This is a genomic window from Roseovarius sp. MBR-79 (assembly GCF_053628555.1).
The window spans coordinates 142289-155985 of the sequence record NZ_JBRJGP010000004.1 but is presented as its reverse complement, the minus strand read 5'-3'; the positions used below and the strand labels follow the sequence as shown (position 1 = coordinate 155985).

Sequence of the window (13697 nt, the reverse complement as noted above, 5' to 3'; positions counted from 1 at the left end):
CCTGACCCCGGAGCCTGACGGATCAGGCCCCGGCCTCCTCTTCGCCGCCCTCGACCGCTTCGGTCTCGGGCAGAAGATCATCGGGGTCCACCCAGCCCAGCATCACGCGGGCGGTCATCACCATGTCCTGCGCCTCTTCCAGCGAGATGTCGAAGGGCTCCAGTATCCCGTCATCCTTGACGCGCGCGCCCTCTACCGTCGTCCAGCCGCCGGCCAGTTCCCAATCGGCGCAGGTGGCGAAATCCTCCAGCGTCTTGACGTCGTCCTTGGCCAGCGCCAGCACCATCTGCGGGGTCAGCCCCTCGAAGCCGATCAGGCTGTCCTCGGCCCCAAGGGCACGCGCCTCCTCAAGCGCCGCCGCAGCCTGCGCCTCGATCACGTCGCGCGCGCGCGCCTGAAGCTCTCCGGCGGTCTCTTCGTCAACCCCGTCGATGACCAGAAGTTCGTCGACCTCCACATAAGCCACCTCTTCGAGATTGGTGAACCCCTCGGCCACCAGAAGCTGGGCAAAGAACTCATCCAGATCGAGCGTGTCCATGAAGAGCCTGGTGCGCTCCTCGAATTCCTTCTGGCGGCGCTCGCTGTCCTGCGCCTCGGTCACGATGTCGATGTCAAGCCCGGTCAGTTGGCTTGCCAGCCGCACGTTCTGCCCGCGCCGCCCGATGGCAAGCGAAAGCTGATCCTCGGGCACCACCACCTCGATGCGCTGCGCGTCCTCGTCGATCACGACCTTGGCCACCTCGGCGGGTTGCAGCGCGTTGACAAGGAACGTGGCCTGATCCTCGTTCCACGGGATGATGTCGATCTTTTCGCCCTGAAGCTCGTTCACGACGGCCTGAACACGGCTGCCGCGCATCCCCACGCAGGCGCCGACCGGGTCGATCGAGCTGTCATAGCTGATCACGGCGATCTTGGCGCGGCTGCCGGGATCACGGGCGACAGCCTTGATCTCGATGATGTTGTCGTAGATCTCGGGCACTTCCATCTTGAACAATTCGGCCATGAATTGCGGATCGGTGCGCGACAGGAAGATTTGCGGCCCGCGCTGCTCGCGGCGCACATCCTTGACATAGGCGCGCAGACGTTCGCCGGGACGATAGGCCTCGCGGCCGATCTTTTCGTTGCGGCGCAGAACCGCCTCGCCATAGCCCTGAAGCTCGACGATGATATTGCCGTATTCCTCGCGCTTGACCACGCCGTTGATGATGGTGCCTGCGCGATCCTTGAACGCCTCGTATTGGCGGTCGCGCTCGGCTTCGCGGACCTTTTGCAGGATCACCTGCTTGGCGCTCTGCGCGGCGATGCGGCCCATTTCCACCGGCGGCACGGCCTCGTGGAACGTGTCGCCCACCTGCGGCGTGCCGGCCTCAACGGGGTCGATGCGCACGCCGTCGCGCATCCAGAACTCGTCACGCCCCGGCGTTGCGGCGATGAAATAGGCCTTGGCCTGCTCAGGCGTGAATTCGGCCTGATAATTCTCCAGCGCCGCTTCCTCGACCACGGTGCGCACGCGGGTAAAGGCGGCGCGGCCCGTCTTGCGGTCGATCTTTACATGGATGTCCATTTCCGAGCCGTAGCGGCTCTTGGCGGCGCGGGCGAGGCTCTCTTCCATGGCTTCGATCACGAGGCCGGGGTCGATCATCTTTTCGCGGGCCACCGCCTCGGCGGTCTGCAACAGCTCAAGCTGGTTGGCGGATGTGATTGCCATGGTCTCAGTCCTCCTCGGAACCGCTCTCGGTTTCTATCTCGTCAAATTGCGTCTCGTCGATCACGCCTGCGGCCTTGCGCGCGCGCAGCATCTCGCGGATCAGCTCGTCGGTCAGGATCAGCTTGGCATCGCTCAGCCAGTCGAAATCGAGGCCGATGGTGCCTTCCTCGATATTGATCAGCACCTCGTTGCCCTCGACCCCCGCGAGCACGCCCTTGAAGCGTTTGCGCCCGTCGATCAGTTCGGCGGTTTCAAGCCGCGCCTCATAGCCCTCGAAGGCCTCGAAATCCTTGAGCCGGGTCAGCGGCCGGTCGATGCCGGGGCTCGACACTTCCAGCGTGTAGGCGTCAAGGATGGGGTCCTCCACATCGAGGACGGCGCTGATGGCGGTGCTGATGGCGGCGCAATCGTCCACCTCGATACCGCCCTCGGGCCGGTCCGCCATGATCTGAAGCAGGTGGGTCTTGCCGCCCATGAGGCGCACGCGCACAAGCTCGAAGCCCATGTCCTCGATCACCGGGGTGATGATCTCTGCCAGCCTTCGGTCAATGGCGGCCTTTGCGATGAGGTCGTTTGTCATGTCGTCCAAGCACAAAAAAACGGGCGCGCGGCCCGTCCTGTTTCCCGGTGGAACCATCGGAGACCCCGAGGTGCCGCTGTTGAACGTTCATATAGGCCCCCGTTCCGGGCTTTGCAAGCGCCGATTTCACGCGGGCGCGCCCCAGCCGTCTGACTGCATTTCGCGCAACCGGCTGGCGGTGCGCTCGAACTCGAAAGAGCCTTCGCCCTCGATATAGAGAAACTCCGGGTCCGCCGCCGCCGAGCAGATCACCTGCACGCGCGCCTCGTAAAGCGCGTCGATGAGGGTAACGAATCGTTTCGCCTCGTTGAAATTCGTTCGGCCCAGTTGGGGGATGTTCTCCAGGACCAGCAGGCGAACCGACTGTGCGAGCGCGAGATAGTCGGCAGGGCCGAGCGGGCGGCCGCACAGATCATAGAACGCGGCGCGCGCAACACCGTTGTGAAAGGCGGGGACCTCCACTGCGCGCCCCTTGACGATGATCTCGTGGGGCGCGGCCTGACCGCCGGTCATGTCCTGCCAGATGGTTTCGATCACGGCCCGATTCGCGGACGTGAGCGGGGTGAACCATGTCTGCGCGCCCGCCAGCCGATTCTGGCGGTAATCGGTGGCGCTGACCATTTCATGCACGACCATCCGATCTTTCAGCAGCGCGATGAAAGGCAGGAAAAGCTGCCGGTTCAACCCGTTTTTGTAAAGATCGTCGGGCACGCGGTTGGATGTGGTCACCACCACCACCCCGGCGGCGAAAAGCGCCTCGAAGAGCCGCCCCACGATCATCGCATCGGTGATGTCGGTAATCTGCATCTCGTCGAAGGCCAGCAGGCGAACGGATTTCGCCACTTCGGCCGCCACCGGGGCCAGCGCGTCGGCCTCGCCCCGCGCGCGCGCGGCGTGAAGGCCCGCGTGTATCTCCTGCATGAAGGCGTGGAAATGCACCCGCCGGTTGGGCACGTCCAGCGTATCGACAAAGAGATCCATCAGCATCGACTTGCCGCGCCCCACGCCGCCCCAGATGTAAAGTCCCTTGGGCGGGTCTGGCGCGCGGCGGAACCATCCCTTGGGCGGGGTCTCGGCAAGGGCGGCGCGGATGCGTTCGAACTCGGGCAGGAGGGCCTCTTGCGCCGGATCGGGCGTGAGCTTGCCCTCGGCGACAAGCCGGGCATAGAGATCGGGAAGCGTTTCCATGAGCGTTCGCATACCGCGATGCCTCTTGGGCGGCAATGCTCAGCCGCGTTCCGCGAGTCGCCGCATGACGCCCACAAGTTCGGCGCTGATCCCCGGCTCCGAGAGGGCGTGACCGGCGAGCGGCACCATCCGCAGATCGCAGGCAGGCCAGAGCGCGGCCAGCCGGTGCGCGGCGGCGGGCGGGCAGATCATGTCATAGCGTCCCTGCACGATGGTGCCGGGGATATGGGCGATGCGGCCCATGTTGGCATGGATATGCCCGTCCTGATCGAGAAAGCCGCGATTGAGGAAATAGTGATTCTCCAGCCGGGCGAAGGCACGCGCGTAATCGGCGGGACTGTCGCCGCCCACCCCGGTGGAATGGACGGTGGCCAGTGCGTTTTCCCACGCCGACCACGCCTTGGCATGGGTGATCTCCTGCGCCATGTCACCGGAAAAGAGCCGCTTGTGATAGGCGCCAATCATGTCGCCGCGCTCGACCTCGGGGATGAGGGTTATGAACCGCGCCCATGTCTCGGGCCAGAAGGCCGCAGCCCCCCCGCCATAGAACCACTGAAGCTCGGCCTCGGTCATGGTAAAGACGCCGCGCAGGATCAGGTGGCGCGCGCGGTCGGGATGGGTCTGGGCATAAATCAGCGCCAGCGTCGCGCCCCAGCTTCCGCCGAAGACGAACCAGCTTTCGAGCCCGAGCGCCTCGCGGATGCGCTCGATATCGGCCACCAGATGCCATGTCGTGTTGGCCTCGACGCTGGCATGGGGCTTGGATCGACCACAACCGCGTTGATCGAAAAGCACGATCCGATACACCTCGGGGTCGAAATAGCGCCGCATCGCCGGGCTTGATCCGCCCCCCGGCCCGCCATGCAGCACCACCACCGGCAGGCCGTCGCGCCGCCCCGACTGTTCGACATAGATCGAATGGCCGTCGCCCACATCGAGCATCCGCCGCTCAAAGGGCTCGACGGGGGGGTGCAGATATTGCACTGCGCTTTTATGGCCCGAGACTTTGTCCATGGATGTCCTATATATCGCCCGTCACCAATTGAGCCACACGGAGACCGGAATGCAAGTCGCGCAGAGCACAATCGATCCCGCCGAGGTCGCCAAATTCGAGGCGATGGCCGCCGAATGGTGGGACCCGAACGGCAAGTTCAAGCCGCTGCACATGCTCAACCCTTGCAGGCTCGACTATATCACATCGCAGATCGCCGCCGAGTTCGACCGCGACCTCGGCACCGCGCGGCCCTTTGACGGGCTGCGCCTGCTCGATATCGGTTGCGGTGGCGGCCTGCTGAGCGAGCCGATGGCGCGGCTTGGTGCCGATGTGGTGGGGGCCGATGCCGCGCCGCGCAACATCCCCGTGGCGCAACTCCATGCCGAACAGTCGGGCCTTGTCATCGACTACCGTCACACCACAGCCGAGGACATGGCCGCAGCCGGAGAGCGGTTCGACGTGGTGCTCAACATGGAGGTGGTCGAACATGTCGCCGACCCGCTGACCTATCTGCGCGCCTGCCACGATCTGTTGAAGCCCGGCGGGCTGCATATCTGCTCGACGATCAACCGCAATCCGAAAAGCTTTGCCATGGCCATTGTCGGCGCGGAATATGTCATGCGCTGGCTGCCCAAGGGGACGCATGACTGGTCGAAATTCATCACGCCCGATGAGCTTTACGATCTCTTGCGCAAAGCGGGTCTCGATCCGGTGGACCGCAAGGGGTTCGTCTTCAACCCGATCACCTGGCAATGGCGCCTGTCCGCGCGCGACCTGAGCGTGAATTACGTCACCGCCAGCCTGCGGGCGGCCTGAGCCGCCCGTCAGGGGTGCGCCCTACTTCTTGAGCGCGTCGCGAATTTCCATGAGGATATCAAGCTCGCTCGGGCCGGGGTCTTCTGCCGGGGCCGCTTCCTTGGGCTTGGACGCCACATCCTTGGCACGGTTGACCAGCTTGACCAGGATGAACACCACCCAGGCGATGATGAGGAAATTGATCACCGCCATGATGAAGCGGCCATAGGCAAAGACGGCGGCACCCGCCTCTTCGGCGGCGGTGATGGAGGCATAATCGCCCGAGCCGAGAACGATATAAAGGCCCGAGAAATCAATGCCGCCAAGAAACAGGCTGATGATCGGGTTGATGAGATCGGACACCATCGAGCCGACAATCGCGGTGAACGCCGCGCCGATGATGATGCCCACGGCCATGTCCATGACATTGCCCTTGGCGATGAATGCCTTGAATTCCTGAATCATGTCCGTCCCTCTTGTGACACTGATACCGGGTGACTTCGTCCACCCACGGCGCGTGTTTAGCATATGTCACACAAGGGCCAGCGAAAAATCTTGCCGCGCGGGCAGGGGAAAGATCGCGCCGCGCTCACCCTCTTGCACGCGCCCCGACCCTCGCCTAGCGTGCGCACGGACGCCCTGACGGAGATCGCCATGCACCTTCCCCTGACCGAGACCGACGCGCTTTTCTACCTTCACCATGGGCCGTCGCGGGATGGGGCCGCCACCTTCGTTTTCGTCAACGCGCTGACGGGGTCCACCGATGCCTGGGAAGCGGCGGTAGCGCCCGCGCTGCGCGCGCAGGGCTTCGGCACGCTGAGCTACAATTTTCGCGGGCAGGCGGACTCGCCCTTCGATCCGGCGCTGGCGCTGACCGAAAGGGTGATCGTCGCGGATCTGGAGCGGTTGCTGGCCGAGGTTTCCCCCGCGCGGCCCATCCTTGTGGGCCTCTCCATCGGCGGGCTTTACGCCGCGCGCGCGGTGCTGAACGGTGCGCAGGTGCAGGGTCTCGTGCTGCTCAACACGTTGCGCGAGATCGGGCCGCGCATCGACTGGGTCAATACCGCCATGGCGCAAATCGTCGAACATGGTGGCGTGTCGCTCTTTCTTGACGCGCTCTTTCCGCTGCTGGTCAACGGCGATTTCGCCGCGAAGGCGCGGGGCAATTTTCTCAAGGGCGGCTATGCGCCGCTGCCACCCGAGCATGGCCACATGAACCTGATGCGCAACGCCGCCCATGCCGACTGGGCGCTCGATTACAGCACCCTCACCCTGCCGGTTCTGGTCATCACCGGGCTTCAGGACCGCGTCTTTCTGGACCGCGAGGTGGTGGACAGGCTCTATGCCACCCTGCCCGATGCACGGCGCGAGGACTGGGCCGAGGCGGGCCACCTGCTACCACAGGAAGCGCCCGACCGGCTGGCCGCAAGCCTTGCGCGCTTCGGCGCGGAGACCTGCCAATGAACATCCCCGAGAAATGGGCCTATCCGGCGGTGATGATCGGCGTCGCGGGGCATGCCAGCAGCGAGTTTTTCGCCAAGCTTTCGGGCGTGGCAGGGCCGGAAACAAGCGTCTGGCGTTACCTGCTGGGCGGCTTCGGCCTCATCCTCTGGGCGCTCTGGGACCGGGACAGCCGCGACCTGATCACGCCGCTGCGCAAGGAGGGGCTCAATATCGTCTGGCTGTCGCTGATGGGCGTCACCGTCACCTATCTCTTCTTTCACTGGGCGCTCGATTACGCGACCGTCATTCAGGTGGCCACGGTCACCACCACGATCCCGATCTTTGTCGGCATCGCCAACTGGGTGGTGAACGGCGTGCATCCCGGCACGGTCAAGATGATCACCGGCCTGCTTGCGGTGCTGGGCATTGCGGTATTGCTGACCGATGGCGCGCTGGCCGCGCTGGCGGGCGAGGCGGGCACGCTGCCGGGCGTGCTTCTGGCCATGGGCTGCGCCGCGCTCGGCTCGTTTTACGCGGTGCTGATCAAGCCGGTGATGGGGCGCCACGGCGGGCTCAAGATCATCGCGCTCACGATGATGATCGGCGGCATCGGCCTGTGGTTTCTGGTGGGCGCGGCCTGGGGGACATGGGTCAACCCCCTCAGCATCGTTGAGAAACCGGCACTTGCGGCCTGGTCGCTGGTGGTGCTCGCGCTCTGGAACACCACGATCACGCAACTCATGTGGTTCGGCGGGCTGTCGGCGGCACCCGACATCACCCGCGCCTCCTATCTCTTCTTTCTCAAGCCGATCATCGCGGCGGCGCTGGCGGTGCTGATCCTCGGCTCCTACCCGACGCTGTTGCAGGTGCTGGCCATCGTGCTCGTCACCGCCTGCGTGGTGGTCGAGCTTTACTGGCCACGCCTGCGCGCGCTCGGGCGGTCCTGATCGTCGCGTGACACAAGCTGCCCTGTGCTGTGCACTGGGCCGCTCTTGGGCTGAAGGGGAACGATGCGCGGCGGCGCGTTCCGCGCCTTTGTTCCGCGCGAAGGCAAGACGTCAACGACAGAAACAGGCTATTCACCCCGTCAGCACGCGCGCAAAACGCCTTGTCTCAGGCCGCCCGCGTCTCGATCACCGCGCTTTGCTCCAGCGTGCGGTGGACCGGGCAGCGGTCGGCGATCTCCATCAGGCGCGCGCGCTGTTCCTCGCTCAGGTCGCCCTCAAGCCGGATGGTGCGCACGAAACGGTCCACCTTGGCCTCGGCGCGGCTGTCGGCGTCCTGCGCATGAACCTTGTGGTGGCAGATATCGACGCTGACATGGGCAAGCGGCCAGTCCTTGCGCCGCGCATACATGCGGATGGTCATCGAGGTGCAGGCCCCCAGCCCCGCGGCGAGAAACCCGTAGGGCGACATGCCGCGATCGGTGCCGCCATAGGCCGCAGGTTCATCGGCCAGCATGTGATGCGAGGGGCCCGCGTTCACGTCCTGCAAGAAACCCTGCGCGTCGGCCTCGCTCACCCGAACGATCCCTTCGGGTGCGCCGGGCGGAGGGGCGGGCGGCGCAAGGTCGAGATACCGCGTGGCCCAGGCTGCGATCACCTTTGCTGCGTATTCGGCGTCACCGGCATCGGTGATGAGGTGGTCGGCATCGTCGAGGGTGACAAAGCTCTTGGGGTGTTTCGCGGCCTTGAAGATCTCGGCGGCGTTCTCGACGCCGACGGTGGCGTCGCGCGGCGCGTGCATCACCAGAAGGGCGCGGCCCAGCCCCGCGATCTTGTCGCGCAGGGTCTCGGCCTGCACATCGCGGACGAAATCCCGGCCAATGCGGATGGGCCGCCCGCCAAGCGTCACCTCGGCCACGCCATCCTCTTCGATCCGCTCAAGCGCGCCTGCGAAATTATGGGTGACATGGCCGGGATCGAAGGGCGCGCCGATGGTGACGACCGCGCGCACGCTCTTGATTCGTCCCGCCGCCGCCAGCACCGCCGCGCCGCCAAGGCTGTGTCCGACAAGCAAGCCGGGGGCCATGCCGCGCGCCGAAAGTGCCTCGGCGGCGCGCTCCAGATCCTGCACGTTCGAGGTAAAGGACGTGTTCTCGAACTCGCCCCCCGAATGGCCCAGCCCGGTGAAGTCAAAGCGCAGCACGGCAATGCCCGCCCCCGCGAGCCGCGCCGCGATGCGCCGCGCGGCGGGGATGTCCTTGGAGCAGGTAAAGCAATGCGCGAAAAGCGCCGTTGCCAGATGCGGCCCCTCGGGCAGGTCGAGACGGGCGGCAAGTTCGTGGCCGTCATGGCCGGTGAAGGTCAGGCGTTCGGTGGGCATTGCGCATCCTTTGTCGCTTGTCGTCCGGGAGAGTAAGCAGCCCGCCCCGCGCCCGCCACCCTTGGCCCCCGCAGGTCACGCGATGGTGAGGGATGCCGGGGATTCGCTTCAAATCCTTGGCATTTCGCGGGCGGCGCGCCACCCGCTGTTAACCTGCTTCGGCCATCCTGAGCGCGGGTCAAAGGAGAGGGCGGGTCATGTCCTGGCAGGTGCGCACGGGTGCCGATGTCTGGCGCTTTACGGCGGTGATCTCGGGGGTCGTTCTTCTGGGCAGCATCGGGTTGCGCTTTACCGTGTTGCCGATGGATCTGGCGACGCGCACGCTTTTGCCCGGATCGGCCATGGCGCTTGTGCTCGCGGCCCCGATCGCGTGGTTCGTGGGCCAGCGGATGCGCGAGGTGGCCCGCCTGGGTGACCGGCTCGAACATGCGCTGCATCACGACATGCTGACCGGGGTTCATACACGGCTCAGCTTTTATCAGCGGGCCGGGGCAATGAACGGCGGCACCTGCGCCGTGATCGTCACCGATATCGACAATTTCAAGGGGTTCAACGACCGTTACGGCCATTTCGCGGGCGATCAGGCGCTGCGACAGTTCGCGGCCATGCTGACCGCCAATTGCCGTGCCGCCGATCTTGTCGCGCGCTTCGGCGGTGAGGAATTCGTCATCGTCATCATGGGGGCCGGGGCCGATGAGGGGCTTGCCGTGGCCGAACGTCTGGCCGCGCGTGTGCGCGCGAGCCCGATCTTCTTTGGCGAGCATACGCTGCGCCTGACGGCGAGTTTCGGGGTTGCCACCCTGCCGCCCGGCGGCGACATGGACAGTGCCATCCAGCAGGCCGACCGCGCCCTTTACCGCGCCAAGCATGCGGGGCGCGACCGGGCCTTCATGTTCGATCCCGCGCAGGACGGCGCGGCGATCCCGATGGGCACGGCGGCGGAATAAGAGGATCAGCCTCCATCAGCCCCGGCCCAGCAACGCCTGATCGAACGGGTAGCGCGTCAGGTTCTCGTATCCTGTTTCGGTGATGAGGACCTGATCCTCCAGCTTGATCGAGAAATCGCCACCGACCTCGCCCACCAGCGCCTCGACACAGAGCACCATGCCCGGCTCGAGCACGTAATCGAACGCCCCCGGCACGGCCATGTCGGGATAGGCGACCAGTGGCCACTCGTCGCACAGACCCACACCATGCATCATGCAGCCATATTTCTGCGCCTGGTATTTTTCGGCCAGTCGGTGACAGTTGGCGCTCAGCTCCGGGATGCCGATGCCGGGGCGGAGCAGGTCCATATTCGCCATGATATGCTCATGTGCGTGCTGCATCGCCGCGACCATGTCGGGCCGGGGCGCGGCATCGCCGATCCACCATGTCCGGCTGATATCGACGCAGATCCCGTAGCTGCCGATCAGGTCGGTATCGAAGGCCACGATCTCGTTCATCTTCACGACACGCGGCCCGCATTCCTGAAACCACGGATTGGTGCGCGGCCCCGAGGCCAGAAGCCGCGTCTCGATCCATTCGCCGCCGCGCCGGATGTTCTCGGCATGGAGCACGGCCCAGATATCGTCTTCGCAGGTCCTGCCGTCGCCGACAGTCGCGCGGGCGAAATCCTCCATCGCGCGCACGGCGGCCTCGCAGGCATGGACCGCGCAGCGCATCGCCCGGATCTCGTCGGGATTCTTGACGGCGCGGGTCTTTTCGGTGACCTCCTCGCCCTCCATGATCATGAGCCCCTGCGCCTCGAGCGCGCGCAGCCCGTGCAGCATCACCTTGTCCACCGCCAGCCGCCGGTTGCCGGGGCTATGCTCGGCCAAGAGCGCGGCAACCTCGCGGGCAAAGATGTCGGCGGCCACATCCACCTTGTCGCCCCGGTCGAAATAGAAAAGATCCGCGCCCGAGCGCACCTCGGCCACGAGCGGGTTGAAGGACGAAAGAAACGGCGCGTTCTTGTAATCCCAGAGCACCATATGCCCGTCGGCGCACAGGAGCAGCGCGCGAAACGGGTTGTGCGTGTTCCAAAGCTGCATGTTGGTCGAATCGGTGGCATAGCGGATGTTGAGCGGATCAAAGAGCAGGAGACCGGCGTAGTCGCGCGCCACAACCGCCGCCGTCAGCCGCGCCCAGCGGTGCCGGCGCATCGCCTGCAAATCGGGCAGCTCCAGTCCTGCCACCGCCCATTCGTCATAGGCCAACCGCGTCGGCCCGATCTCGACCCGGTCGGGATCGTCAGGCGTGTTGTCGCCCCGGCGCGGGCCACATGTCGGGTCGATCTTGCGCGTATCGCGGTAAGGGGTGTTCATGACAGGGCCTCCCCCGGCCATGGTCGGACGGTCGCGCGCGGCCCGCATCCCCGGTTGCGACATGGCGAGGGGTCGTTTTCGGCGCAGGTGACGCAGGGTCGCGCTTGTGCCGCGGCGCGGGGCGGAGATGATCGCGGCCGAGACCCGAAGGGAGAGGACCATGACCACCATAATCGAGGACTATGTGACGCGCCTCACCCCGCTCGCGCGCGGGCGCATCAAGGGGGTGGCGCGGCTCGACATCGCGGGTCACGGCAGCGTTCTTCTGACCGAGGCAGGCGCAGAGGCCGGGGACGGCCCCGCCGATGTGGTGCTGAGCGCGCGCGACGAGGTGTTCCGCGCGATCCTTGCGGGCGAACAGAACCCGGTGATGGCCTACATGTCCGGCAAGCTCAAGGTCGAGGGCAACGTGCAGCGCGCGCTCAAGGTATCGGGCATCCTGACGGCGGGCTGATCCGTTGCGTCACCGGTCCTTGCCATCATCCGCGCCGCCTGAAGACGCGCCCGTCCGGCACCGGGACGCGATATCGTTTCAAGGCGGCGGCCACTCTGACCGCGCGCGGATCGCGCCTGTTTCGGTTTGCCGAGACGGGGACGCGCAAGGCTTGCCCTTCTGCCCTGCACACGCGACACTATCGCCGAAGAGGCAAGAGGTGACACATGGCCGGGCTGGAAGAACGGATCGCGCAAGCGCGGGGCGACGTGCCCGCCGATCTGGTCTTGCGCGGCGGCACGGTCTTTGACCTTGTCACCGGGGCGATGATCGCGGGGGATGTGGCGATTTGCGACGACACGATCGTGGGCATCGGCGCGGACTATGACGGTCTGCGCGTGATCGACGTGGCGGGCCTCATCCTTGTGCCGGGTTTCATCGACACGCATCTGCATGTGGAAAGCTCATTGGTCACGCCGCTGGAGTTTGACCGCTGCGTGACGCCCCATGGCGTGACCACGGTGATCTGTGACCCGCACGAGATTGCCAATGTGCTGGGCGTGGACGGCATCCGCTATTTTCAGGAGGCAAGCACGCGGACGGTGATGGATCTGCGGGTGCAGCTATCGTCCTGCGTGCCCTCGACGGATATGGAAACCTCCGGCGCGGCGATCGGGGCCGAGGATCTGCGCGCCCTGATGGGGCATCCGTCGGGTATCGGGCTGGCGGAGGTGATGAACTATCCCGGTGTGATCCACCGCGATCCCGGCATGATGGCCAAGCTGCGGCTCTTCGAGGGGGGGCATGTGGACGGCCATTGTCCGCAGCTTTCGGGGCGCGATCTCAACGCCTATTGCGCGGCGGGCATCCGGACGGAGCATGAGGCGACGACAGAGCCCGAGGCGCGCGAGAAGCTGCAAAAGGGGATGCGCGTGCTGATCCGGGAGGGCTCGGTCAGCAAGGATCTGGAGGCGCTGAGCGGTCTGCTCACGGAGGTGACGGCACCCTACATGTGCCTGTGCACCGATGACCGCAATCCGCTCGACATCGCCGAGGAGGGGCATCTCGACCACATGATCCGGGCGCTCATCGCGCGTGGTGCAAGCCCGCTGGCCGCCTATCGCGCGGCGTCCTTGTCGGGCGCGGAGGCGTTCGGGCTGCGCGACCGGGGGCTCATTGCGCCGGGGCGGCGGGCGGATATCGTGGCCGTGGGGTCGCTTGCGGCCTGCGACGTGCGGCGGGTGATCTGCGGCGGCGTGGTAGCGGATGCGGCGGCTTTTGCCGCGCGCGGGGACGTGACCCCGGTGGGGCGGCACTCGGTGCGCGCGCCGCGCGTGACCGCAGAGGCGTTCCGGGCGGCGGGCAACCGCGAGGCGACGGATGTGATCGGCATTCTCGAGGGCAAGATCCTCACCGCGCATCTGCACGAGGATGTGCCGATCAGGGATGGCGACAAGTGGCCGGACCCGGCCCGCGATCTGGCGCGCATCACCGTGATCGAGCGGCATGGCAAGAACGGCAACATCGCCAACGGCTTTGTGCGTGGCTTCGGGTTGCAGGCGGGGGCGATAGCCTCGACCGTCTGTCACGATCACCACAACATCGCCTGCGTGGGGGTGGATTACGCCGACATGGCGCTGGCGGCCAATCGCCTGTCAGAGATCGAGGGCGGTTTCGTGGTGGTGCGGGACGGCGCGGTGCTGGCGGAATTGCCGTTGCCGGTGGCGGGGCTGATGAGCCTCGCGCCCTTCGAGGAGGTGCGCGACCGGCTGGTGGACCTGCGCGCGGCGGCGGTGTCGCTGGGCGTCACCTTGCGCGAGCCGTTCCTGCAACTGGCCTTTCTCGCGCTGCCGGTCATCCCCGCGCTCAAGATCACCGACCGGGGGCTGGTTGATGTGGTGCGGTTCGAATTGATCGGGTAGCCC

General features: G+C 65.9%; 13 protein-coding genes. 6 read left to right on the top strand and 7 right to left on the bottom strand.

Features of this window, described 5'->3' with window-relative positions:
• Positions 1 to 22: 22 nt before the first annotated feature.
• From nusA to pip, 4 genes are all read right to left on the bottom strand, one after another.
• Entirely contained in the window at positions 23 to 1708 is a 1686-nt protein-coding gene (gene nusA, locus ACSSV8_RS05570; protein WP_454281784.1) for a transcription termination factor NusA, read from the bottom strand.
• A gap of 4 nt (positions 1709 to 1712) precedes the next feature.
• Positions 1713 to 2288, bottom strand: a complete 576-nt coding sequence (gene rimP / locus ACSSV8_RS05565) for a ribosome maturation factor RimP (RefSeq protein ID WP_454281783.1) — start codon at positions 2286 to 2288, stop codon at positions 1713 to 1715.
• Between the two features lie 126 nt (positions 2289 to 2414).
• A complete protein-coding gene (zapE, locus tag ACSSV8_RS05560) occupies positions 2415 to 3476 on the bottom strand; it encodes a cell division protein ZapE (protein WP_454281782.1) in 1062 nt (353 codons plus the stop codon).
• A gap of 39 nt (positions 3477 to 3515) precedes the next feature.
• On the bottom strand, positions 3516 to 4490 hold the full coding sequence (gene pip, locus ACSSV8_RS05555) for a prolyl aminopeptidase (RefSeq protein WP_354537433.1): 975 nt from the start codon (positions 4488 to 4490) through the stop codon (positions 3516 to 3518).
• A 49-nt stretch (positions 4491 to 4539) separates the two neighbouring features.
• Between pip and ubiG the strand changes: the two genes are divergently transcribed.
• The gene (gene ubiG, locus ACSSV8_RS05550) at positions 4540 to 5286 is read left to right on the top strand and encodes a bifunctional 2-polyprenyl-6-hydroxyphenol methylase/3-demethylubiquinol 3-O-methyltransferase UbiG (protein ID WP_454281781.1); all 747 of its coding nucleotides are present in this window, start codon (positions 4540 to 4542) and stop codon (positions 5284 to 5286) included.
• Positions 5287 to 5307: 21 nt separating this feature from the next.
• Here the strand turns inward: ubiG and mscL are convergent, their stop codons facing one another.
• A complete protein-coding gene (mscL, locus tag ACSSV8_RS05545) occupies positions 5308 to 5730 on the bottom strand; it encodes a large conductance mechanosensitive channel protein MscL (protein WP_354537431.1) in 423 nt (140 codons plus the stop codon).
• A gap of 189 nt (positions 5731 to 5919) precedes the next feature.
• Between mscL and ACSSV8_RS05540 the strand changes: the two genes are divergently transcribed.
• Positions 5920 to 6729 (top strand): alpha/beta fold hydrolase, encoded by an 810-nt coding sequence (locus tag ACSSV8_RS05540; RefSeq protein WP_354537430.1) that lies wholly within the window; start codon positions 5920 to 5922, stop codon positions 6727 to 6729.
• The gene (locus tag ACSSV8_RS05535) at positions 6726 to 7655 is read left to right on the top strand and encodes a DMT family transporter (RefSeq protein WP_454281780.1); all 930 of its coding nucleotides are present in this window, start codon (positions 6726 to 6728) and stop codon (positions 7653 to 7655) included. The genes ACSSV8_RS05540 and ACSSV8_RS05535 overlap by 4 nt, the downstream gene beginning before the upstream one ends.
• Positions 7656 to 7821: 166 nt before the next feature.
• On the opposite strand, the gene ACSSV8_RS05530 is transcribed toward ACSSV8_RS05535, so the two are convergent.
• A complete protein-coding gene (locus tag ACSSV8_RS05530) occupies positions 7822 to 9033 on the bottom strand; it encodes a bifunctional alpha/beta hydrolase/OsmC family protein (protein ID WP_454281779.1) in 1212 nt (403 codons plus the stop codon).
• Positions 9034 to 9230: 197 nt separating this feature from the next.
• On the opposite strand from ACSSV8_RS05530, the gene ACSSV8_RS05525 reads away from it, so the two are divergent.
• Positions 9231 to 9980 carry a GGDEF domain-containing protein gene (locus tag ACSSV8_RS05525; protein WP_454281778.1) on the top strand — a complete coding sequence of 250 codons (750 nt, stop codon included), beginning with the start codon at positions 9231 to 9233 and terminating at the stop codon, positions 9978 to 9980.
• A gap of 15 nt (positions 9981 to 9995) precedes the next feature.
• Here ACSSV8_RS05525 and dddP read toward each other — a convergent pair whose 3' ends face one another.
• Positions 9996 to 11339: a dimethylsulfonioproprionate lyase DddP gene (dddP, locus tag ACSSV8_RS05520; RefSeq protein WP_454281777.1), complete on the bottom strand. Its 1344-nt coding sequence runs from the start codon at positions 11337 to 11339 to the stop codon at positions 9996 to 9998.
• A gap of 160 nt (positions 11340 to 11499) precedes the next feature.
• Between dddP and ACSSV8_RS05515 the strand changes: the two genes are divergently transcribed.
• On the top strand, positions 11500 to 11793 hold the full coding sequence (locus ACSSV8_RS05515) for an SCP2 sterol-binding domain-containing protein (RefSeq protein WP_354537425.1): 294 nt from the start codon (positions 11500 to 11502) through the stop codon (positions 11791 to 11793).
• Positions 11794 to 11999: 206 nt separating this feature from the next.
• Positions 12000 to 13694 carry an adenine deaminase gene (gene ade, locus ACSSV8_RS05510; RefSeq protein WP_454281776.1) on the top strand — a complete coding sequence of 565 codons (1695 nt, stop codon included), beginning with the start codon at positions 12000 to 12002 and terminating at the stop codon, positions 13692 to 13694.
• Positions 13695 to 13697 lie beyond the last annotated feature (3 nt).